Origin of the sequence: Pseudarthrobacter sp. ATCC 49987 (assembly GCF_009928425.1) — a bacterium.
Classification (GTDB): Bacteria; Actinomycetota; Actinomycetes; order Actinomycetales; family Micrococcaceae; genus Arthrobacter.
This window is the reverse complement of the sequence record NZ_JAABNS010000001.1, coordinates 1,523,305-1,544,261: the sequence shown is the minus strand read 5'-3', so window position 1 is coordinate 1,544,261 and position 20,957 is coordinate 1,523,305. Positions and strand designations below refer to the sequence as shown.

General features: G+C 66.9%; 19 protein-coding genes and 1 pseudogene. 9 read left to right on the top strand and 11 right to left on the bottom strand.

The window, feature by feature from the left end:
* Nucleotides 1-16: 16 nt before the first annotated feature.
* From GXK59_RS07420 to GXK59_RS07410, 3 genes are all read right to left on the bottom strand, one after another.
* A complete protein-coding gene (locus GXK59_RS07420; protein ID WP_272927712.1) occupies nucleotides 17-796 on the bottom strand; it encodes an alpha/beta fold hydrolase in 780 nt (259 codons plus the stop codon).
* Between the two features lie 135 nt (nucleotides 797-931).
* Entirely contained in the window at nucleotides 932-1,435 is a 504-nt protein-coding gene (locus GXK59_RS07415) for an AAA family ATPase (protein WP_160665610.1), read from the bottom strand.
* Nucleotides 1,436-1,438: 3 nt separating this feature from the next.
* On the bottom strand, nucleotides 1,439-2,719 hold the full coding sequence (locus tag GXK59_RS07410) for a CapA family protein (RefSeq protein ID WP_160665608.1): 1,281 nt from the start codon (nucleotides 2,717-2,719) through the stop codon (nucleotides 1,439-1,441).
* Nucleotides 2,720-2,801: 82 nt separating this feature from the next.
* On the opposite strand from GXK59_RS07410, the pseudogene GXK59_RS07405 reads away from it, so the two are divergent.
* Nucleotides 2,802-4,812: pseudogene (locus GXK59_RS07405) on the top strand (M3 family metallopeptidase).
* A 139-nt stretch (nucleotides 4,813-4,951) separates the two neighbouring features.
* Here GXK59_RS07405 and pdxS read toward each other — a convergent pair.
* From pdxS to GXK59_RS07375, 6 genes are all read right to left on the bottom strand, one after another.
* Nucleotides 4,952-5,878 (bottom strand): pyridoxal 5'-phosphate synthase lyase subunit PdxS, encoded by a 927-nt coding sequence (pdxS, locus tag GXK59_RS07400; RefSeq protein WP_160665606.1) that lies wholly within the window; start codon nucleotides 5,876-5,878, stop codon nucleotides 4,952-4,954.
* A 171-nt stretch (nucleotides 5,879-6,049) separates the two neighbouring features.
* On the bottom strand, nucleotides 6,050-6,688 hold the full coding sequence (gene pgsA, locus GXK59_RS07395) for a phosphatidylinositol phosphate synthase (RefSeq protein WP_160665604.1): 639 nt from the start codon (nucleotides 6,686-6,688) through the stop codon (nucleotides 6,050-6,052).
* Nucleotides 6,678-7,283, bottom strand: a complete 606-nt coding sequence (locus GXK59_RS07390) for an HIT family protein (protein WP_160665602.1) — start codon at nucleotides 7,281-7,283, stop codon at nucleotides 6,678-6,680. The genes pgsA and GXK59_RS07390 overlap by 11 nt, the downstream gene beginning before the upstream one ends.
* Before the next feature lie 20 nt (nucleotides 7,284-7,303).
* On the bottom strand, nucleotides 7,304-9,313 hold the full coding sequence (gene thrS, locus GXK59_RS07385; RefSeq protein WP_160665600.1) for a threonine--tRNA ligase: 2,010 nt from the start codon (nucleotides 9,311-9,313) through the stop codon (nucleotides 7,304-7,306).
* 106 nt (nucleotides 9,314-9,419) lie between these two features.
* Nucleotides 9,420-12,920 carry a DNA polymerase III subunit alpha gene (locus GXK59_RS07380; protein ID WP_160665598.1) on the bottom strand — a complete coding sequence of 1,167 codons (3,501 nt, stop codon included), beginning with the start codon at nucleotides 12,918-12,920 and terminating at the stop codon, nucleotides 9,420-9,422.
* Nucleotides 12,917-13,249 (bottom strand): DUF6504 family protein, encoded by a 333-nt coding sequence (locus tag GXK59_RS07375; protein WP_160665596.1) that lies wholly within the window; start codon nucleotides 13,247-13,249, stop codon nucleotides 12,917-12,919. The genes GXK59_RS07380 and GXK59_RS07375 overlap by 4 nt, the downstream gene beginning before the upstream one ends.
* A 156-nt stretch (nucleotides 13,250-13,405) precedes the next feature.
* Here GXK59_RS07375 and GXK59_RS07370 point away from each other — a divergent pair, with 156 nt between their 5' ends.
* Nucleotides 13,406-13,792: a hypothetical protein gene (locus GXK59_RS07370; RefSeq protein ID WP_160665594.1), complete on the top strand. Its 387-nt coding sequence runs from the start codon at nucleotides 13,406-13,408 to the stop codon at nucleotides 13,790-13,792.
* 5 nt (nucleotides 13,793-13,797) lie between these two features.
* Here the strand turns inward: GXK59_RS07370 and GXK59_RS07365 are convergent, their stop codons facing one another.
* Nucleotides 13,798-14,124: a chorismate mutase gene (locus GXK59_RS07365; RefSeq protein ID WP_160669046.1), complete on the bottom strand. Its 327-nt coding sequence runs from the start codon at nucleotides 14,122-14,124 to the stop codon at nucleotides 13,798-13,800.
* Nucleotides 14,125-14,138: 14 nt separating this feature from the next.
* Here GXK59_RS07365 and GXK59_RS07360 point away from each other — a divergent pair, with 14 nt between their 5' ends.
* The 5 genes from GXK59_RS07360 (at nucleotide 14,139) to GXK59_RS07340 (ending at nucleotide 18,540) form a co-directional block, all read left to right on the top strand.
* On the top strand, nucleotides 14,139-14,561 hold the full coding sequence (locus tag GXK59_RS07360) for a VOC family protein (protein ID WP_160665592.1): 423 nt from the start codon (nucleotides 14,139-14,141) through the stop codon (nucleotides 14,559-14,561).
* A gap of 154 nt (nucleotides 14,562-14,715) precedes the next feature.
* Nucleotides 14,716-15,972 (top strand): sensor histidine kinase, encoded by a 1,257-nt coding sequence (locus GXK59_RS07355; protein WP_160665590.1) that lies wholly within the window; start codon nucleotides 14,716-14,718, stop codon nucleotides 15,970-15,972.
* Nucleotides 15,969-16,625 (top strand): response regulator, encoded by a 657-nt coding sequence (locus GXK59_RS07350; RefSeq protein WP_160665588.1) that lies wholly within the window; start codon nucleotides 15,969-15,971, stop codon nucleotides 16,623-16,625. Before GXK59_RS07355 ends, GXK59_RS07350 begins: the two co-directional genes overlap by 4 nt.
* A 91-nt stretch (nucleotides 16,626-16,716) precedes the next feature.
* Nucleotides 16,717-17,595, top strand: a complete 879-nt coding sequence (locus GXK59_RS07345) for a hypothetical protein (RefSeq protein WP_160665586.1) — start codon at nucleotides 16,717-16,719, stop codon at nucleotides 17,593-17,595.
* 426 nt (nucleotides 17,596-18,021) lie between these two features.
* A complete protein-coding gene (locus GXK59_RS07340; RefSeq protein ID WP_160665584.1) occupies nucleotides 18,022-18,540 on the top strand; it encodes a hypothetical protein in 519 nt (172 codons plus the stop codon).
* A gap of 30 nt (nucleotides 18,541-18,570) precedes the next feature.
* Here the strand turns inward: GXK59_RS07340 and GXK59_RS07335 are convergent, their stop codons facing one another.
* The gene (locus GXK59_RS07335) at nucleotides 18,571-19,317 is read right to left on the bottom strand and encodes an SOS response-associated peptidase (protein WP_160665583.1); all 747 of its coding nucleotides are present in this window, start codon (nucleotides 19,315-19,317) and stop codon (nucleotides 18,571-18,573) included.
* Nucleotides 19,318-19,451: 134 nt separating this feature from the next.
* Here GXK59_RS07335 and GXK59_RS07330 point away from each other — a divergent pair, with 134 nt between their 5' ends.
* Both GXK59_RS07330 and GXK59_RS07325 read left to right on the top strand, forming a co-directional pair.
* Nucleotides 19,452-19,709, top strand: a complete 258-nt coding sequence (locus tag GXK59_RS07330; protein WP_024367105.1) for a mycoredoxin — start codon at nucleotides 19,452-19,454, stop codon at nucleotides 19,707-19,709.
* Nucleotides 19,710-19,866: 157 nt separating this feature from the next.
* Nucleotides 19,867-20,952 carry an S-(hydroxymethyl)mycothiol dehydrogenase gene (locus GXK59_RS07325; RefSeq protein ID WP_160665582.1) on the top strand — a complete coding sequence of 362 codons (1,086 nt, stop codon included), beginning with the start codon at nucleotides 19,867-19,869 and terminating at the stop codon, nucleotides 20,950-20,952.
* Nucleotides 20,953-20,957 lie beyond the last annotated feature (5 nt).

Below are 20,957 nucleotides of genomic sequence, written 5' to 3'. Positions count from 1 at the left end.
TCGCCGATCATATGCCTCAGCCGCGGCCGGCGAACGCAAGGACATCCTGCGCGATGCGGCCGCTGGAGGCTGCCCGGACATGGCCTTTCCCCTCGTACCAGATGAGGGTGCAGTCCGGAATGAGACCGGCGGTTTCCTGGGCGACGTCGCGCGGGAAGAACTGGTCGGAGCCCCCGCAGATCAGCAGGACCGGCCGCCGGATCAGCGGGAGGACGCCCCGGGAATTGAAGGTCACTTCGCCCTGCACTTCGGTGAGGACGTCCTGGGACGGGTAGTCGGATCCGCTCAGAAGCCGGCGCCTGATGACGGGGCCGATCAGCTGCCGCAGCCACTTCATGCGCCGCCCCGGCAGCAGGTACTCGGCAAAGACCGTGCCGGCGCCGTCTGTGTCCCCGTCCGCGATGGCCTGCGCCATCCGGGAGTCGACGTCCTTGCCCCAGTCACTAAGCTCCGCGGCGGTGACCACCATGGCCATGTGGCCGAACGATTCAGGATGCCGCGCCGCCAGATACTGCGCAATCATTCCGCCAAAGGACTCCGCCACGACGATATCGGCGCGCCCGCCGAACTCCTCGGCGATGAGCCGCGCATAGTCATCCGCCATGTCGGCGACCGTGTGCTTCGGCGGCATGCCACGGCGCCGGGTGACAATCCAGACGGAGTAACCGGCCTGGAGAAAGGGATCGAACTGCCGCCGGAGCATCCGGCGCAATACCCCTTGGGGAACCGCGCTCCCGGGGCCGCCCTGAATGAAAAGGAGGGTATTCGCGCCGTTGCCCCAGCTCAGGTAGTCCATGCCATTCGGGAAAGTCCCGTCCCGTGGTTCCCGGTCCGCCGTCGATACTCTGCCCACAAATGCCTCCGGTCCAGATGTGGCAGGAGCCAAGCCCCCGGGCCCCCGCGTCACCACCACGCTATGCGCCGGTTGGTATCAGGGCAAGATCCGCAGGCCCTCCGACGGTTCCGGTTCCTCGAAGATCCCGGCCAGGTGCCGCACGTCGTCCTCGCCGAGCCGGTGCGAGCCCGCCTCACCCCGGCCGGCGCGGCTGACCGCCCGTTCGATGGCGGCCTCCAGTGGTGTCCGGACATAGTGAAGGACGACGGCGGCGCCGGCCGCCTCTGCTTTGGCTGCCCAAACAGCACGCCGCCCGCTGTTCCACTGGTTCCAGTCGAGCACAACGTCGGTGCCGGCCTGCAGGACCTGCAGGGCGGTGTCCCAGATCAGCAGCTTGCAGCTTTCCGCCAGTTCCCCGTAGTCCGCGGAGGCAAAGTGGAGTTCCGGGTACAGCCGCAGCATCCATTCGTCGAGGCTGAACCGCACGGCGGGCAGCCCGGCCTCGAGTTGACGGGCAACGGTGGTCTTTCCGGCACCGGGGAGGCCGCACAGCAAGTGGACCGTGGGTTGCCCGGTCCCCGTCCGCAGTCGTTCCGCCAAGCCCTAGAGTTCCTTGGTAATGAGCAGTTCGTGGGCTCCCGCGGCCGCGGCCCCCATCGACTCGACCACAGTCTGGGTGCGCCGGCGGGTGGCCGCGTCGGCGGCGGCACCGGCGCAGGGGCCCTGCGGGGCGTCGGAGGCAACGGAGCACCAGCGGTAGGGTGCGCGGACAATCACCGACGGCGCCCAGGCCAGGTCCGAGGCGGTCCACTTGCCGGCGGCGTCCTGGCTGAACTGGGCCCGGACCAGGAGGCCCTCATTGTTCACCACATAGTTAGGCGAGAGCTCGGTGATCCCGTTGCCCAGGCCGTACGCAATCCACGTTCCCTTGTACTGCTCGATCGGGAGGACCGAGTGGGTGTGGTGGCCGTAGATCATGGTGAACTGGCCGCTGTCCGCGAGAGCATGGGCGACACCGGTCTGCTCGGCGTTGGGCACACTGGAATACTCGTCGCCGGCGTGCATGGCACCCAACACGATGTCGGCCCCCAGGTCCCGGGCCTTCTTCGCCTTGGCGATCATAACGTCGGGGTCGAGCATGTCCACCTGCCAGGCCGTCTCGGGGAGCTGCCCGTTCAGGCCGTAGGTCGCATCGATCACGGCGATCTTGGCCGCGGCAGTCTGCAGGATCATGATGCCCTGTGAGTCCGCCTCGCTCCGGTACGAGCCGGTGTGCTGCAGCCCCGCCGCGTCGAGGGCGTCCAGCGTGCGCACCAGCCCGGCGGTGCCGCGGTCGACGGTGTGGTTGCTGGCGGTGGTGCAGGCCTGGTACCCCACCTGCTGGGCAGCCGTGATGATCTGCGGCGGAACATTGAACGAGGGGTACGCGGAGAAGGGTCCGGTCGGGCCGGCCACGGGCGTTTCCTGGTGGCAGATCGCGAGGTCGCTCTTCTCGATGTACTTGCGCTGGCCCTCAAGCAGGGGTCCGAAGTCCAGGCCCTTGGCCCCGGAGGCCAGGGCGTCGGCACGGGCCTGCTCCCAGAGCTGGGCGTGGACGAGCATGTCCCCGGTGACCAGTACCGAGGTGCAGCGGACGGCCGCGCAGGCCGGCCCCTTACCCGGTGTCGGCGTCGGGGTCGGAGTGCCCGACGGCGACGCTGACGGCGTGCTTCCCGGCGTCTCTGCCCCTGCCGGACCGGCGGTGCTCCCGCCGGCCGCCGGGGAACCCGAACCGCTGTTTTCCGGACGGGCGCCGATGCCGCAGGAAGCCACCGAGGCCACGAGGGAAAGGGCTGCGGCGGCGGTGAGCAGACGGCCGCGCAGCGTGGGAGTGATGGTACGCATGGCGCCCATCCTACGGTGGCCCCGGTCACAACACGCCCGGCAGGCCGTTGAGACTCCCCCCGTTACATGAAAGAGTTATTTCATGACCAATCCCCTGATGAGCCCCAGCCCCCTGCCGTTCGGCCTGCCGCCGTTCGCAGACATCACCGACGAGCACTACGCCGAGGCCGTCGAGGCCGGCCTCGCCGGGCACCTCGCTGAAATCCAGGCAATCGTGGACACCCAGGAACCTGCCTCCTTCGAGAACACCGCGCTGGCCATGGAGCGGTCCGGACAGCTCCTGCAGCGCGCCGCGGCGTCGTTCTTCACCCTCGTCTCGGCCGACGCCTCGGACGCCATCCGCGAACTCGAGACCACACTGTCCCCGCGCTTCTCGGCCCACCAGGACGCCGTCTACCTCAACCGGGGGCTGTTCGAGCGCTTCGCCGCGATCAACACCGACCGGCTCGACGCCGAATCCGCCCGGCTCGTGGACGAGTACCTCAAGGAGTTCCGCCAGTCCGGCATCCAGCTCGACGGCGCCGGCCAGGAACGGCTCAAGGCCGTCAGCGCCGAGCTCTCCCGCCTGGGCACGGAGTTCGGCCAGCGCGTGAAGGAGGCCATGAAGTCCGCCTCGCTGCTCCTGGACGACGCCGCCGAACTCGCCGGGCTGCCCGCCGACGACGTCGCCAGCGCCGCGGAAGCCGCGCGCACCGCCGGGCACGAGGGAAAGTTCCTGCTCACCCTCATCCAGCCCAGCAACCAGCCCGCCCTTGCCGCCCTGGACAACCGCGACGTCCGCCGCCGCCTGTACGAGGCCTCCATCGGCCGCGGCAGCGACGGCGGCAGCTTCGATGTCCTGGACCTCGTCAAGGACCTGGTCCGGCTCCGCGCCGAGAAGGCGACACTGCTGGGCTTCGCGAACTACGCCGAGCTCACCGTGGACCAGCAGACCGCCCCGGATTTTGCGGCTGTGCAGGCCATGATGAACCGGCTCGCCCCGGCCGCGGTCCGCAATGCCGATGCCGAGGCAGAAGCGCTGGCCGGGATCGCCGGGCACCCGCTGGAAGCCTGGGACTGGGCCTACTACTCCGCCAGGGTCAAGCGTGAACGCTACGCCGTGGACGAGCAGGCGCTGCGCCCGTACTTCGAGCTGGACCGGGTCCTGAACGACGGCGTATTCTTCGCAGCCAACGCGCTCTACGGCATCACCTTCCACGAACGCGCCGACCTCGCCGGCTACCACCCGGACGTGCGGGTCTGGGAAGTCCGCAATGCGGACGGCACCGGACTGGGCCTGTTCCTGGGCGACTACTACACCCGTGAGTCCAAACGCGGCGGGGCCTGGATGAACTCCCTCGTGGAACAGTCCAGGCTGCTTGGCACCCGTCCCGTGGTGATCAACAACCTCAACATTTCCAAGCCGCCCGCCGGCGAACCCACACTCCTGACCCTCGATGAACTCCGCACCACGTTCCACGAGTTCGGGCACGCCCTGCACGGGCTGTTCTCCTCCGTCACCTACCCGCGGTTCTCCGGCACATCGGTGCCGCGGGACTTCGTGGAGTACCCCTCGCAGGTGAACGAAATGTGGATCATGTGGCCGGAGGTCCTCGCCAACTACGCACGCCACCATGCCACTGGAGAGGCGCTGCCGCAGGAAGTCGTGGACAAGCTCGACGCCGCGCAGCTCTGGGGCGAGGGCTTCGGCACCACCGAATACCTGGGCGCGGCCCTGCTCGACCTCGCCTGGCATGTGCTGGACAGTTCCGAGGTGCCCGAGGACGTCCTGGAGTTCGAGGCTAAGGCACTGGCGGCGGCCGGTGTGGCGCACCACCTGATCCCGCCGCGCTACCGGACCGGCTACTTCCAGCACATCTTCGCGGGCCGGGTACGCCGCGGGCTATTACTCCTACATCTGGAGCGAGGTCCTGGACGCCGAGACGGTGGAATGGTTCAAGGAACACGGCGGCCTCACCCGGGCCAACGGCGAGTTCTTCCGCGCCGAACTGCTCGCCCGGGGCAACAGCCGCGACCCGCTGGATTCCTTCCGCGCCTTCCGCGGCCGCGACGCCGAACTCGAACCGCTCCTCAAGCGCCGCGGCCTCGACTAACCCCTCATCGGTTGCTCCGTAACGGCCGTTTTGAGGCCTCATAAGGGCCGTTGCGGAGCACTGGATGGGGAAACTAACGACGGCGGCCGGTCACCTGGAAAGGTGACCGGCCGCCGTCGGGGTTGGTGCTCTGGTTTTGTTACCAGCCGCGCTCGGCGAGGCGGTGCGGCTGCGGGATCTCGTCCACGTTGATGCCGACCATGGCCTCGCCCAGGCCGCGGGAGGCCTTGGCGATCTCTTCCGGGTCGTCGAAGAAGGTGGTGGCCTTCACGACGGCGGCGGCGCGCTGGGCCGGGTTGCCGGACTTGAAGATGCCGGAGCCGACGAAGACACCGTCTGCGCCGAGCTGCATCATCATCGCGGCGTCGGCCGGGGTGGCGATGCCGCCGGCGGTGAACAGCACGACGGGGAGCTTGCCCGTGGCGGCAACTTCCTTGACCAGTTCGTAAGGCGCCTGCAGTTCCTTGGCGGCGACGTAGAGCTCGTCCTCGGCCATGCCGGCGAGCCGTTTGATCTCGGCACGGATCTGGCGCATGTGGGTGGTGGCGTTGGAGACGTCGCCGGTGCCGGCCTCGCCCTTGGACCGGATCATGGCCGCGCCCTCGTTGATGCGGCGCAGGGCCTCACCGAGGTTGGTGGCGCCGCAGACAAAGGGAATCGTGAAGTTCCACTTGTCGATGTGGTTCGCGTAGTCGGCCGGGGTCAGGACCTCGGACTCGTCGATGTAATCCACACCGAGGGTCTGGATGACCTGGGCCTCGACGAAGTGGCCGATCCGGACCTTGGCCATGACCGGGATGGACACGGCGGCGATGATCGCCTCGATCATGTCGGGATCGGACATCCGGGACACGCCGCCCTGGGCGCGGATGTCGGCGGGAACGCGTTCCAGCGCCATGACTGCCACGGCTCCGGCATCCTCAGCGATGAGGGCCTGCTCGACATTGACGACGTCCATGATGACGCCGCCCTTGAGCATCTCCGCCATGCCGCGCTTGACGCGGTTGCTGCCCGTAACGCTCTGTGCGGACGCGCCGGCTTCGCTGCTTACATCAGGTGTAGACACAAAAACCCCTATGGGTAGATAGATGACCTCGCCGGAGCGCGGACGGCACACAAATACCGCTTCGCACACACCGGATTACCGGATCCATTGGCCGGTAATGCTAATACTAGTCCCCCTGCCGCGCCCGGCTGAATTCCGGTTACACCTCCAGGACCCGCCGAACCAGCGCGCTCAGGCGGCCTGTTCGGTTGCAGTGCCTTCGGTCTCCTCGAGCGACTGGCGGTGCACTGTGAGGATCCGCTGGATGACCGTCACGAGGCTAGCGGCGGCCAGGAGGCACAGCGTCACGAAAAGGACCACGGTGGGCAGGCCCAGGCCGGTGAAGCCGGTGACCACCAGGACGGACACCAGCCGTTCGGCCCGCTCGGCAATGCCCACGTTGGCCTGGAAGCCCAGCGCCTCGGCCTTCGCACGGGCATAGGAGACCACCATCCCCAGGACCAGGCAGACGACGGCGGCAATTGCGATGGGGGTGTTCGCGCCTCCGGTGAAGAACCAGACCGCGACGCCGGCGAACAGGGCGCCGTCGGCCACCCGGTCCAGGGTGGAGTCCAGGAAGTTGCCCCAGCGGCCGCCGCTCTTTTGCATCCGCGCCATGATGCCGTCGATGACGTCGGAGAAGATGAACGCGGTGATGAAGAGAGTGCCCCACCAGAGCTGGCCCAGCGGGTAGAACACCAGGGCCCCGACCACAACACCGAGCGTTCCGACGATGGTCACGGCGTCCGGGGAGACGCCGATCCGCAGGAGCCACCGGGCAAGCGGGGAGAACAGCGCGGTGAAGAAGCCGCGCGCGTGCCTATTCAGCATCCGTCGCCCCGGCGTTCGCCTGGGGCCAGGCGTCCGCCACCTGCTGGCGGACCTCGCCGAGGGTCTGCGTGATGGCCTTGGTCTGGGCGATGATCGGGAAGAAGTTCCCGTCCCCGCCCCAGCGCGGCACCACGTGCTGGTGCAGGTGCCCGGCGATCCCGGCACCGCCGGTCACGCCCTGGTTCATGCCCAGGTTGAAGCCGGTGGGGTTGGCGACCTTGCGCAGCACGCGCATGGCCGTCTGGGTGAGCTCGGCGAATTCGGCCGTTTCCTCCACGGTCAGGTCCGTGTAGTCGGGAATGTGCCGGTAGGGGCAGACCAGCAGGTGGCCTGGGTTGTAGGGGAAGAGGTTGAGCACGACGTAGCTGGTCCGCCCGCGGTAGACGATGAGTGAATCGCCGTCCTCGCGTTCCGGCGCCACGCAGAACGGGCAGTCGTCCACGTTCTTGAACTGGTGCTGCCCGCCCTTGATGTACGCCATCCGGTGCGGAGTCCACAGGCGCTGAAACGCATCCGGCACCCCGGCCAGGCCAAAGTCGTCGGTCACGCCGTCGTCGCCCGGATACTCCGGGGCGGCCCCTGTGGTTTCCTGCATGCCTGGTTCTTCCCTGTCCGCTAGCTGGTCCGGTTGCGGACGGCGTCGACGATCCGCTGGACCGCCTCGGCCACCGGCACGCCGTTGTCCTGGCTGCCGTCACGGAAGCGGAAGGACACGGCGCCTGCTTCGGCGTCGTCCCCTCCAGCGATCAGCACGAACGGGATCTTGTCCTTGCTGGCGGTGCGGATCTTCTTCGGGAAGCGGTCCGAGGAAATATCCACCTCGGCACGGATCCCCGCGGCTTTAAGCTGGTCCACGACGTCGAACATGTAGTCGTTGAATGCCTCGGCCACCGGGATGCCGACCACCTGCACGGGGGCCAGCCAGGCCGGGAACGCGCCGGCGTAGTGCTCGGTCAGCACACCCATGAACCGTTCCACGGAACCGAACAGGGCCCGGTGGATCATCACCGGGCGCTGGCGGGTGCCGTCGGCGGCCTGGAACTCGAGTTCGAAGCGCTCGGGCAGGTTGAAGTCCAGCTGGATAGTGGACATCTGCCAGGTGCGTCCGAGAGCGTCCTTGGCCTGGACGGAGATCTTGGGGCCATAGAACGCGGCTCCACCCGGATCCGGGACGAGCTCCAGGCCGGAGGCTTCGGCAACCTCGGCGAGGGTGCGGGTGGCCTCGTCCCACGTGGCGTCGTCGCCCACGAACTTGTCCTCGTTCCTGGTGGAGAGTTCCAGGTAGAAGTCGTCCAGGCCGTAGTCCTTGAGCAGCCCCAGCACGAAGTTCAGGGTGCTGGTGAGCTCGTCCTTCATCTGCTCGCGGGTGCAGTAGATGTGGGCGTCGTCCTGGGTCATGCCGCGCACCCGGGTGAGGCCGTGCACGACGCCGGACTTCTCGTAGCGGTAGACGGAGCCGAATTCGAATAGGCGCAGCGGCAGTTCGCGGTAGGACCGTCCGCGGGAGCGGAAGATGAGGTTGTGCATGGGGCAGTTCATCGGCTTGAGGTAGTAGTCCTGGCCGGGTTTGCGGACGGTGCCGTCCTCGTTGAGTTCGGCGTCGATGTGCATCGGGGGGAACATCCCGTCCCGGTACCAGTCCAGGTGGCCGGAGACCTCGTAAAGGTGGCCCTTGGTGATGTGCGGGGTGTAGACGAAGTCGTAGCCGGCTTCCACGTGGCGCTGGCGCGAGTAGTCCTCCATGGCCTTGCGGATGATGCCGCCCTTGGGATGGAACACCGGCAGGCCCGAACCCAGCTCATCCGGGAAGGAGAACAGGTCCAGTTCGGCCCCTAGTTTGCGGTGGTCGCGGCGTTCGGCCTCGGCGATGCGCTCCTGGTAGGCCTTAAGGGCTTCCTTGGTGGGCCAGGCGGTGCCGTAGATGCGCTGCAGCTGCTGGTTGTTCTGGTTGCCCAGCCAGTAGGCGGCGGAGGACCGGGTCAGGGCGAAGGCGTTGGAGATGAGCTTGGTGTTGGGCAGGTGGGGGCCGCGGCACAGATCGCACCAGACGGTGTTCCCGCTCTTGCGGTCCACGTTGTCGTAGATGGTGATGTCTCCGGCGCCGACCTCGACGTTGACACCTTCACCGGCGTCGGCGGCATTGTTCTTCTTGCCCAGCAGTTCGAGCTTGTAGGGCTCGTCCTTCATTGCTTCACGGGCCTCGTCCTCGCTGACCACGCGGCGGACGAACTTCTGGTTCTGGTTGATGATCTTTTGCATCATCTTTTCCAGGGCCTTCAGGTCCTCCGGAGTGAACGGCTCCTCGACGTCGAAGTCGAAGTAGAAGCCGTCCGTGATGTACGGGCCGATGCCAAGCTTGGCGTCGGGGCGCAGCTGCTGCACGGCCTGGGCCATCACGTGGGCCGTGGAGTGGCGGAGGACGTTGAGGCCGTCGGGGGAATCGATGGTGACGCCCTCGATCGTGGCGTCCTCGGGCAGCGGCTGGTCCAGGTCCTTGAGTTCGCCATTGACGCGGGCCACAACGACGTCGCGGCGCTCAAAAAAGAGTTCCGCGCCGGTGGTCCCGGTAGCCACCTTGGTCTCTTCGCCATCGACGAGAAGGGTGATCTGCTGGGCATCTGACACGGGTGTCTCCTATTCAAAGTTTAGGCTTCGTAGCTTGTGGCGTACGGGGACCACAGCCAGCCTCGTCCATGCTATCGGTTTCTGCAGGGGCCAACCAACGCGCCACTCAGCCTCCCAGCCCGGTAATGGCGAGGTTGCGGCTGATGCCGTCCAGCGGACCCGGCGGCTCGGGTTCCCGGTATTCCGGGATCCCGGACGCCGCGGCCGGGAACGGCAGCGTCCCCGTGCGGCTCAGGTCCCAGGCCATGCTGGCGCTGATGCTGATCCCCCTCGGTCCGGTCCGCCGGGTGCTCCCCCGGATCAGCAGCAGCCGGGTGCCGAACAGCAATGGCCCGGCCAGCTCCTGGGCCTCATGGAAGAAGACCGAGTCCACACAGCCCGTGCCGTCGTCGATGCTGATGAACACCACGCGGCGGCCGCCCCGCATGGGAGGGGTCTGGGTGGCGACCCGGACACCGGCGACCAGCACCTCGGTGCCATTGCGCAACCCCAGCAGCTTGTCGGCGGTGGTGACGCCCAGACGGTCCAGCAGCGGTTTGTGGCTGGCCATCAGGTGGTCGCTGACATCCACGGCCATCAGGTCCAGCTCGGCCCTCACTGTATCGACCAGGGTCGGCGCAGGCAGCCCGCCTTTGAGGTTCTTCAGCTCAACGTCGCCCAGCGGCAGCGACAACTGACCCTCGATCACGTCGATGCCTTTGCGCTGCGGCCGGCTTTGCAGAGACTGCAAATGATGCACCAGGTCCGCGCGGTTGGCGGTCCCGCCGGAGGCCCGGTGCAGGGAATCGAAGGCACCGAGCTGCGCCAGCCGCTGGATACTGGGTTTGCTCAGCCGGGACCTGGCCCGCAGGTCCGCGAGGGAGTCATAGGGCTGGCCCGCCACGATCCGTTTCAGCTCGGTACCGGAAAGCCCGTAGATCCCGTTCAGGCTCAGCCTGATGCCCAGTTTGCCGCGGTCCGGGCCGGCGTCCACGCGTTCCACCCGGTATTCGGCGTGGCTGCGGTTAATGTCCAGGGGCAGGATCGGGATGCCCAGCCGCCGGGCCTCGGCGACCAGGAGCCGCTTGGGATACATCCCCGGATCGTGCTCCCACAGCCCGGCGAGGAACGCTTCCGGGTGGTGGGTCTTGAGCCAGGCCGACTGGTAGGTGGGCACGGCAAAAGCGGCGCCATGGGCTTTGCAAAACCCGAAGCTGCCAAAGGCCTTGAGCGTCCCCCAGACCTTGTCCACCACTGCGGGGCTGTACCCCCGGGTACGGGCTTCCTTCCGGAAGAACTCCTCCACCCTGCCTTCCAGCACGTCGTTGCCGAGGGCCCGGCGGAATTCATCAGCCCGCGCCAGCCCGCATCCGGTCATGACATCGAACGTCTTGAGGATCTGTTCATGGAACACGGTCACGCCATGCGTCTCCTGGAGGACGGGTTTGAGGTCCGGGTGCGGATAGACCTCCGGTGCGAAACCGTGCCGGTGCTCCAGGAAGGGCCGGACCATGTCCGATTTCATCGGACCCGGCCGGAACAGCGAGATGTCGATGATGAGGTCGTTGAATTCCCGGGGCGCGAGTTTGCCGATGAGCTCCCGCTGCCCGGGGGATTCGATCTGGAAGCAGCCCAGGGTGTGGGTACTGCGGATCAGCTCATAGGTGGGTTCGTCGTCGAGCGGCACGGCGTTGAGGTCGATCCGGCCGTCCTCGGAGATGTAGTCCGGCCCCGTCCCGTCCGGCCCCGCCTGGTGGGCTCCTACGGCCACCACCTCGGCTTTGGTGGGATGCAGGCGGATCACCTCGCGGACGGCGAAGGCCATGGCGCTTTGCATCCGGACGCCGAGGACATCGAGTTTGAGCATGCCCATCGGGTCCATGTCGTGCTTGTCGAACTGGCTCATCGGCAGGCCCAGGCCGCTGGGCTGCACGGGGGTGCGGTCCAGCAGGGTGGCGTCGCCCAGGATGACCCCGCAGGGGTGCATGGAGATGTGGCGCGGCAGCCGGTCCAGCCGTTCGGTGAGGTCCACCAGCAGGTCCAGCTGCTGGTTTCCGCTGTAGTCGCGCTGCCCCACCCGGCCGGCGAATTCCTTCAGCTCGGGCTTCTCCTCGAGGGCTTCGCGGAAGTTCCGGGCCGAGAACCGCCACAGCTGCTTGGCGATGTCCCCGATCTCGCCCTCCTCCATGCCCAGCGCCAGGCCGGCGTCGCGCACGGCACCGCGGGCGCGGTAGCCATTTTGCATGCTCATCAGCGTGACGCGCTCGGAGCCGAATCGCTCAAAGATCTTCCGGTACACGTTGTGCCTTTCGGCGCTTTCGACGTCGATGTCGATGTCCGGCAGGGTGGCGCGGTCCCGGGACAGGAAGCGCTCGAAGATGAGGTCGTGCTGCAGCGGGTTCACCTGGCTGACGTCGATCAGGTAGTTGACCAGGCTGGAGGCACCCGACCCGCGGGCCGCGGCCCGGACGCCCATGTCCAGGATCATCCGGGACACCTCAGCCACGGTCAGGAAGTAGGCGGCGAAGCCCAGGGAGTCGATGATCCTCAGCTCGTGCTCCAGCCGCGAGCGCAGCTCCCCGGCGGGTTTGCCGGTGATGCCCGGGAACCTCCTGCTGATGCCCGCTTCGCAGCGCTGGCTGAGCTCCACGAGGGGGTCCCCGGCGATGCCGATCACGGAGGCTTCCGGGACCACTGGCTGTTTCCATCCCATGTCCGTCACGGGGTCCATCCGGCAGCGGTCCGCGAGCGCCCCGGTCTGCGCCATCAGGCTCTTGAGGTCCGCGGCGCCGTACCCGGCGGCGTGCATGATCTCCTTGCCCAGCTGGAACATCTGAGCCGCGGATTTCAGCCAGCCCTGCCCGTTGGGCTGGAGCAGCGGGGCGGCGGAGAGTTCGGGGAGCGATTTCAGGGTGCGGGCGGAATCCAGTACGTCCGCGGTGGCCGCCCCGTCCTCGGCGACATACCGCACGGCATTGGTCAGGACGGCGGGAACCCCGTGTTCCGCGGCAAGCTTGAGCATCCGCACCGCGTGGGCGGTGCTGAGCGGTTCACCCGGCGGGCTGAGCTGGCTGACCACCTCCGCGGCGATCGTTCCGGGCGGCATGGCATCGAGCCACCGTTTGAACAGGGTGCGGGGGCGCAGGTAGCGCCTCCCGCCCATGGCACGTCCGACGTCGGAGTCCGGACCGATCAGCACGGTCAGCACCGGCTTGAGGGTTTCGGGGTGCAGGGTGCGGGAGGCCAGTTCGGCGCGCGTCACGGCCACGGGCACCGCTCCCCCGGCCTTGCCCGTGGTGCGGGCATGCGCATCGGAGATCAGCCGGCACAGCGCCCGGTAGCCGGCGCCGTCGTTGTGCCCGTGGGCCAGGACGACGACGCGCCCGCCCACCTGGGTGCGGAGGTCGCCGTCGTCGTCGAAGACCGCAAGGTCCACCCCAACGATCGGGTCCAGCCCGGCGGCCATGCAGGCTTTCAAGTGCTTGACCGTCCCGTAGAGGCCGTCGCGGTCCGTGCAGGCGAGCGCCGTCGCCCCGTCTGCGGCCGCGGCGACGGCCAGCTCATCCGGCCAGGAGACCCCGTAGTGGGCACTGAAGGCGGTGGAGACATGGAGATGCGTGAAGCTCATGCCGGTTCGGACTTCCGGACCGGGAGCAGGGCGTCATGGATCCGCAGCAGGCGCCAGCGTCCGCTGCCCACATGTCGGGTGAGGTCGAGGGTGAGGCTGTCAGGTTCAGGGGAATCTGCTGGGCGCACCTGCACCCGCCAGATCTCGTGGTCCACGAGTCCCGGGCCGCTCCCCAGGGGTGCCCGCTGTTCCTCGGCCCACCATTGGCGCCGCTCGTACCAGCGGACCGGTTCCGCGCACACGGTGTAGTGGCGGCCGGCCCAGTCAAGCTTCAAGGGCTGGCCCGAGGGTGTGCAGACGACGTCCACCGACTCGCTGAACATGCCCACCGCGCCTCCCGGACCACACCATCTGAATAAACCGGCTGTATCAACCCGCCAGTAACTATTCGAACATATCTTCGAACAACTCCAGTCTACGACGGCGCCGCGGCAAAACCTAGATCAGGGGTGGACGCACGCAGGCACAGGTAGCAGGATTGAGCCATGAGCTCCCATAACGCACTTCTCAAGCACGTAAGCATCGCCGCCGAGGACAGGTCCCTGGTGGCGAAGTTCGATATAGACGGAAACATCCCTGGTCAGGGCGCCTACGTGGTGGGGCTTGTGGCAGCAACCCCGGATCATTCACATCAACGACGAATGGGGATCGAGTTCATGAATGGGGAGGCAGTGTCCTTCTACTGCTTCAGCCACGACGGCACGGAGGAGAACTTTGACCTCAAGGGCGTCGAACACTCCGGAAACACCATTACCGGGAACTTTCCGCTCAGCACGGTCATGGGCCTGGCCAAGGGCCACCTCATGACGGCGTTCAGCGACTGTGACGGCCGCGAATACCAGGCGAACGTCCCGGTGGAGGAAGCTCTCTAGGCCCCCTAGGAGCTGGCTTTGTAGACTTCCAGTTCGAGTGTGATGAAGGCGTCGATCATTGCCCGGTAGGTCTTCTCCACGAGGTCAACGTCAATGGCTTTCTGTTCCGCAGTGGCGCGGACGTGTTCGATAACCCGTTCCACACGGCCGGGGGCCCGCACCTCGGCGCTGTCCGCCTTGAGGGTCCCGGCGATCCGGATCAGGCGTTCGCGGCGGCCGATCAGCGACACGATCTGTTCGTCCACCTCGTCAACAGCCACGCGCACGGCGGCGAGCTGTTCCCGGTCGGCCTTGGCAGCTTTATCGTCTTGGTGATTTGTGGACATGTCCATGACAGTATCGAAAGATGCAGCCACGAGTCGATTTAATTTCACTGGGTGTCCGCAGCGTCGACGCCTCCCGCAGTTTCTATGTAGATGGCCTGGGCTGGCCCGTCCACCGGGAAGTCCGGGGCGAGGTCCTCTTCATCCAGGCCAATCACGGCCTCATCCTCTCCCTCTGGGACACCGGGCAGATGCAGGCCGAAGCCACCACCGATCCCCCGTCTGGCATCCCCAGCATCACGCTGAGCCACAACCTGGCCAGCGCGGCGGAAGTCGACTGGGTGATGGCGGAGGCGGAGACGGCCGGGGCGGAAATCGTCGCTGAGCCGAAAACCCAGCCTTGGGGCGGTTACACCGGCTACTTCGCCGACCCCGACGGCTACCGCTGGGAGGTTGCCTTCAATCCCAGCTGGGCGGTCGACGGCGGCGGGAAAGTTACGCTCTGACCTGACCACCGCGAGCGCCGGCGGTCTCTTTCCTGTCCTGCTGAGCCAGCCCTGCGGCCAGCCAGTCATCCCTGGGGCCGAACTTCCTCATCCTCCAGTCTGAACTCAGGCGAAATGGCCCGGAATGCCGCAGGTGCCCGCTTAGGGTGAAGGCATGTTCACGACCATCACCTATCTGCGGCTTCTCGCGGCACCGGCAACGGCCATGTTGCTCCTGGGGACACTCCTTGTCCTGGAGCAGCGCCATTTCGACCAGAACAGCGCCCTGCTGCTGGCGCTCATCACGGGCGTCGCTGTGGCCGAGATTCTGCCGGCCGCTGCCCTCGGGGTTGTTTTCCTCGCCCTGGTCCTGCAGAGCGTCAAGGTCTTCCCGCTGGTCCTGCTCTCGGGCGTGCTGAGCTACGCTGCCGTCCCTGTGGTTGTCTTTTTTGCCGTGATCGGCTGGAAAACCCGGAACCGGTGGCTTCCTCCCGTTGCCGCGGTCGTATTTGCGGGCATCACCGCCGTCAACTGGTTCACCGACCAGACCTGGATCAATTTCATCTTCGGCAACCAGCTGTACGGCCGCGGAATATTGCGAACCCTTACGTACGCTTTTCTGATCTTCGGGGCGTTCGCCGCGCTGAACCTCGCCGCCTGGGCCGTCGGCCTGGCGGTCAACAGCGCCTCGCGGAGCCGGCGGGCACAGCTTGCGGCGGAAACCCGGCTGCGGGAAACGGCGACCGAACTCGCCGTCGAACAGGAACGCAACAGAATCGCCAGGGAACTGCACGATGCCCTGGCCCACTCACTGACGGTCATCGTGGCGCAGGCCGATGGAATACGCTTCATCCACCGCGCAGAACCGGAATCCGTCGAGGAAGCGTCCAGGGTCATCGCGGAGTCGGCGCGGACCGCGCTGGTCGAAACGCGCCGGCTGATCGAGGGATTTTCCCCTGACCTCACCGACCAGCCGGCCCACAGGGTCCAGGACCTGGTGATCCTGGCCGAACGGCTGGGCTCCACCGGCATGCCGGTCCACGTTGAAACGGCGGGGCAGCCCTGGGACCTGACCCCCACGCAGCACCTGACGGTCTACCGGCTGGCGCAGGAGAGCCTGACGAATGCCTTCAAGCACGGAAACCGGAGCCAGGGCGCGCACCTGCACCTGGTGTGGACAGCAACGTCCCTGCAGCTCCGGGTCAGCTCGTCGCTCACGAGTCCGGCAGCGACGCCGATGGCGGCGCCGACGGGCCGCGGGATAGCGGGAATGAAAGCCCGGGCCGCCGCAGCGGGCGGCTGGGTGGAAACAATGCAGGCCGAAGAGACCTTCGAAGTGCTGGCCTGCCTCCCCTCGGCAGAGCCCGGCCAGCCTTCAGCAACTGAACGCAGCCAGTCCCCTCGCCGCGATCTGGAAGGCGCAACGCCATGAACGCCGCACCCCTCCGGATTGCCCTGGCCGACGACCAGCCGCTGTTCAGAGCCGGGCTCAAGATGATCCTGCGCAGCCAGCCGGATATGGATCTGGTCGGCGAAGCCGCCAACGGTGAAGCTGCCGTCCACCTTGTGCAGGAGACACGACCCGATGTGCTCCTGATGGACATCCGGATGCCCGTCATGGATGGAATCACGGCCACGAGGACCATCCTGGCATCCCCCGGCGGGGCCGCCACCAAGATCATTGTGCTGACCACCATCCAGCACGACGAAGCCGTCGTCCGGGCCATCCAGGCCGGTGCCGCCGGTTTCCTGACCAAAGACACAACCCCCGACTTCCTGCTGGCCGCCATCCGGACGGTCCATTCGGGCCACTCGGTCATCGCCCCGGCCATCACGAACGAACTCCTGCGTGACTACACGACGCCGTCCACCGGGAACGACGCCGTGTTGGCAGACCTGTCCGGGCGGGAACGCGACGTCTTTCTGCTGACCGCCAAGGGACTGGGCAACGCCGAAATCGCCGCTTCACTGGTGCTCAGCGAGGCCACCGTGAAATCCCACGTCGGCAGCATCCTGGCGAAACTGAAGCTGAAGAACCGCATCCAGCTCGTCGCCTTCGCCTACGAAAACCACGTGCTCACTTAGCCCTCCACAGCAGCACCGACCCATCCACCGAGGCCTTCGCTCTTAGGGAAGGCCAGCCACCGCTTTGCCCAAAACAACCGAAGGAGCCACCATGAAAAAGAAGATCTTCGGCGCTGCCGTGCTGATCGTAGGCACCGGCGCCGCACTGGCTGCTGCTGCGATCCCGGCGGCGCCGATCACCGCGTCCCCGGAGCCAGTCCCAGGGATCATCCGCGAGGCGGAGTCCTACGCCACGGCCGATCCGATCGCCGAGAAGGGCATGCAGGAGGCTGTCCGGCTGTGCATGGCCAAGGCCGGCTTCGACTACACACCGCCCAGCTCCGAGATGACTATGGACCTCAACGGAGCCATCGGATTCAAACGGCTCACGGTCGACGCCGCCAAAGCCAGCGGCTACGCCAGCACCGGGCCGCAGGGCCCCCGCGAACCCGCCCCAGAGTCTCCAGAAGGCCAGCTGTTCGCTGATCCAGTCTTTAACACCGCCCTCGCCGGCCCCAACGGCTCAACCACAGTCACCACGGTGCAAGGCATGGGGACGACCTCGGGCGGCTGCCGGGGCGAAGCCATGACACAGATCTACGGCACTGCCGAAAACTACATGCTCGCCACCGGCATCGCGTACAACTCGTTCTTCCCGGCGAGCCTGTCCGCCGCCGGCGACCCGGGCATAGCCAAAGCCATCAAGGACTGGAAAGCCTGCATGAACGAAACGCCATACTCCTCTTACGCAAACCCGCAGCAGGCCTCCGATGCAGGAAGAGCCGCGGGGGGCCAGGATGAGTTCAGGATCGCCGTCACCGACGCGGTATGCCGGGACAAGACCGGATTCCACGCCGCCCTCGACAACGTCCTGGACAAGTACCTGACAACCCGGATGCAGGAACTTGCACCGCAGATTGAAAAGGTCAAAGAGATTCGCCGAACCGCCGCGGCCAGCGCAGCCGCGCTTGGTGACGCTGCAACGAAGTAGCGGGCCGGCCAGCCCTGGCGCCAGCCGTGTCGTCCGCATAGTCCGAGGCCCTGGGTGTGACACAGGGCACAATGACCCTATTGAGCTGCTCCTCAGCGCCGCTAACGTGGCTGGAGTACACGGCGGCACGCCTATTCGAGCCGGTGTGCGGTGAGCTACGAAATCAGAAGAGTCGCACTTGTCCGATGACCTGCAGGCCGCCCTTGCGGCCTGCAGCCACGGATCGGCGATGGTGTCTTCCAGCCGGTAATCAGGGAAGTGCCCGAAGAACGGATCGTGGGCCACCGGATCCGCCCCGGATGCTGCAGTGTCCAGGAGCCAGTCGATCTGATGCGGAATAGTCGCGGCATACGTGCCCACAGGTTCGTAGCCCAGGTCAAGGGATGCCGTTGCACTCAGAACAATCGGCGGCCGGAAATCCCACGGATGATCACCCAGCCCCTCGGGAGCGGTGCCGTCGAGCAGCACTTCGTCCCAGTGATGACCGAGATACCGGGCGACCGTTTGCGCGATCCGACGGGCATTCGACGCATCGGGGTCGGCACTGTTGAGGATGCGCACCCCCGGTACGCAGGCAACGCGTTCCACAAGGGCGGCTGTGTTGACCGCCGCTGTTGTGTGATCACCGCCCTGGCCGGCAGCTACCTTATTGGCTCCGTACCCCTCGCGGGAGTCGTAGTCTCCTCCGCCCGGCTTCATCGTCGGGTCGCTTTCGGTAATGGGTGCATCGAAGCGGGGTGCGGCGTCGGAGTTGGCGTGGTTGCCGGCCTCATCGACGTAGACGGCTTTGCTGGAGAGCATCACGCTGGAGGTCACGTCCCGCAGATGGGGAAGGAGCAGCCCGGCATCGGCCGCCGTGAAACACACCCCGTCCACGAGGAGGTCTGCCCCGCCGCCAACCGCCCCCGCCAGGGGATTACCGCACGTTTCATCCGTTCACTCTAAGGGCGGCACCGGGTCCCGCTGCGGCGCCCGCTAGAACAGGCTCCCCACCGGCCGGATCAGTTCCGGGGAGTCGTTCTTGACGTTTCCGACGGCGGTGCCGACGGCGTCAATCGTCCAGCCTTCCGCGACGTCGTGCGCGCCGGCCCGGACCAGGTCCACGAGTCCGGCCGCATCGTCGGCCTGCGGGTCCAGCCACGCCTGCATCGTCTGCCGGTCCATGGGCAGCGGCACCCGGTCGTGCAGGGCCGTGAGTTCGGCCAGCATTCCTCCGGCGTAGCCCTCCGGCGGCGAGTCGGTGGTCATGATCGACGTCGAAAGCAGCCAGCGCTCCGGGTCGTCCTCGGCCTTTGAGGGATCCTTCCACCATTCGTAGAGCCCGGCGAAGACAATCGGATGGCCGTCCGTCGGGTGCACGTAGTAGGGCTGTTTGCCGCGGCCCTCGCCCTTCCATTCGTAGTAGCCGTCGGCGGGGACGGCGCAGCGCCGGGCGCGGGTAGCCTTCCGGAACGCCGGCTTCTCCAGCACACTCTCACTGCGGGCATTGATCATCTTGGAGCCGATCCCCGGGTCCTTGGCCCAGGACGGCACCAGTCCCCAGCGCGCAAGATGCAGCTGCCGGACCGGTTCCCCGTCCACCAGCCGTTCCAGCAGGATCGGCACGTCCGCCGTCGGGGCCACATTCCACGACGGCGGAATTGCGATCTCCTCTTCCAGTCCGGCGTCGAACTCGGCCAGCAGGTCTCCGACGGCCCGGGCCATCACGTAGCGTCCACACATGGCACCAGCATGCCACCGCGCCCGCCGTGCGGGAATAGAGGCCTGCGGGTTACGGTTATTGGGAGTGACGTACGACTTTTGTCGGCAACGGGCGCTGCCACCCAGCGCCGTCAACCAGCTTTGAGGAGAACTTCGTGGATTTCACCCCCGAATCCGGCACCATCACCATGTTTTCGACCACCTGGTGCGGCTACTGCAACCGCCTGAAGAAGCAGTTGGACGCCCAGGGCATCGGGTACACCGAGATCAACATCGAAGAAGTTGAAGGCACCGCAGATCTCGTGGAGAAGCTCAACGGAGGCAACCGCACCGTACCCACCGTGCTGTTCCCGGACGGCACCGCGGCCACCAACCCCTCCGCGGCCGAGGTCAAGAGCCGCCTCGCGGCCTAAGGCCGTTCCTTTCACCAGGATGAACCGATAACGACGACGGCGCGGCCTCCCGGAGGCCGCGCCGCGTCCCGTTGTGCACACAGAAGCTGTGCGACAGAAGTCTTGCGACAATAAGTCTTGAGACTAGAACCGCAGCACGAGCAGAGGAGCTATTTCCATGGTCCATAAAGTAAAAGGCGCAGTAGTCCGTTCCAAGAACGCACCCGTCACTCTGGAGACCATCCTGGTCCCGGATCCCGGACCCGGGGAGGCCCTCGTGGACATCCTCACCTGCGGTGTCTGCCACACCGACCTGCACTACAAACAGGGCGCCATCAACGACGACTTCCCGTTCCTGCTCGGCCACGAGGCCACCGGCGTCGTCAGCGCAGTGGGTCCGGACGTCACCGAGGTGGCCCCCGGCGACCGGGTCGTGCTGAACTGGCGCGCCGTCTGCGGCGAATGCCGGGCCTGCGCCAAGGGCCGGCCGCAGTACTGCTTCAACACCAACAACGCCACCCAGAAGATGACGCTCGAGGACGGCACCGAACTCACCGCCGCGCTGGGCATCGGCGCCTTCGCCGAGAAGACCCTCGTCGCCGCCGGGCAGTGCACCAAGGTCGACCCCGAGGCGGACCCCGCCGCGATCGGCCTGCTCGGCTGCGGCGTGATGGCAGGCATCGGCGCGGCCATCAACACCGGAAACGTCAAGCGCGGCGATTCCGTCGCCGTCATCGGGTGCGGCGGCGTCGGCGTGGCAGCCGTTGCCGGCGCCGCGCTGGCCGGCGCCACCACCGTGATCGCCGTCGACATTGACCCGAAGAAGCTCGACCGCGCCAAGGACCTCGGCGCCACCCACACCGTGGACTCCTCCGCCGTCGACCCGGTCGAGGCCATCCGCGAGCTGACCGGCGGTTTCGGCGCCGATGTGGTGATTGACGCCGTCGGACGTCCGGAAACGTACAAGCAGGCCTTCTACGCCCGCGACCTCGCCGGCACCGTGGTCCTGGTGGGAGTGCCCAGCCCCGAGATGACCCTGGAACTGCCGCTCCTGGATGTCTTCGGCCGCGGCGGCTCGCTCAAGTCCTCGTGGTACGGCGACTGCCTGCCCTCGCGCGACTTCCCCATGCTGATCGACCTGTACCGGCAGGGCAAGCTGGACCTGGACGCCTTCGTCACGGAGCGGATCACGATCGACCAGATCGAGGAAGCCTTCGACAAGATGCACTCCGGCGCGGTGCTCCGCTCGGTGGTCGAGCTGTGAGCGGC

What these genes read in the sequence shown, in the direction of transcription:
- GXK59_RS07350 (WP_160665588.1), top strand. Translation starts at nt 15,969, where the DNA reads ATGAACGCCGCACCCCTCCGGATTGCCCTGGCCGACGACCAGCCGCTG.
- GXK59_RS07325 (WP_160665582.1), top strand. Translation starts at nt 19,867, where the DNA reads ATGGTCCATAAAGTAAAAGGCGCAGTAGTCCGTTCCAAGAACGCACCC.
- GXK59_RS07360 (WP_160665592.1), top strand. Translation starts at nt 14,139, where the DNA reads ATGCAGCCACGAGTCGATTTAATTTCACTGGGTGTCCGCAGCGTCGAC.
- GXK59_RS07355 (WP_160665590.1), top strand. Translation starts at nt 14,716, where the DNA reads ATGTTCACGACCATCACCTATCTGCGGCTTCTCGCGGCACCGGCAACG.
- GXK59_RS07380 (WP_160665598.1), bottom strand. Translation starts at nt 12,920, where the DNA reads ATGAGCTTCACGCATCTCCATGTCTCCACCGCCTTCAGTGCCCACTAC.
- GXK59_RS07370 (WP_160665594.1), top strand. Translation starts at nt 13,406, where the DNA reads ATGAGCTCCCATAACGCACTTCTCAAGCACGTAAGCATCGCCGCCGAG.
- GXK59_RS07365 (WP_160669046.1), bottom strand. Translation starts at nt 14,124, where the DNA reads ATGGACATGTCCACAAATCACCAAGACGATAAAGCTGCCAAGGCCGAC.
- GXK59_RS07390 (WP_160665602.1), bottom strand. Translation starts at nt 7,283, where the DNA reads ATGCAGGAAACCACAGGGGCCGCCCCGGAGTATCCGGGCGACGACGGC.
- GXK59_RS07335 (WP_160665583.1), bottom strand. Translation starts at nt 19,317, where the DNA reads ATGTGTGGACGCTACGTGATGGCCCGGGCCGTCGGAGACCTGCTGGCC.
- GXK59_RS07345 (WP_160665586.1), top strand. Translation starts at nt 16,717, where the DNA reads ATGAAAAAGAAGATCTTCGGCGCTGCCGTGCTGATCGTAGGCACCGGC.
- GXK59_RS07340 (WP_160665584.1), top strand. Translation starts at nt 18,022, where the DNA reads ATGATCACCCAGCCCCTCGGGAGCGGTGCCGTCGAGCAGCACTTCGTC.
- GXK59_RS07420 (WP_272927712.1), bottom strand. Translation starts at nt 796, where the DNA reads ATGGACTACCTGAGCTGGGGCAACGGCGCGAATACCCTCCTTTTCATT.
- GXK59_RS07410 (WP_160665608.1), bottom strand. Translation starts at nt 2,719, where the DNA reads ATGCGTACCATCACTCCCACGCTGCGCGGCCGTCTGCTCACCGCCGCC.
- pgsA (WP_160665604.1), bottom strand. Translation starts at nt 6,688, where the DNA reads ATGCTGAATAGGCACGCGCGCGGCTTCTTCACCGCGCTGTTCTCCCCG.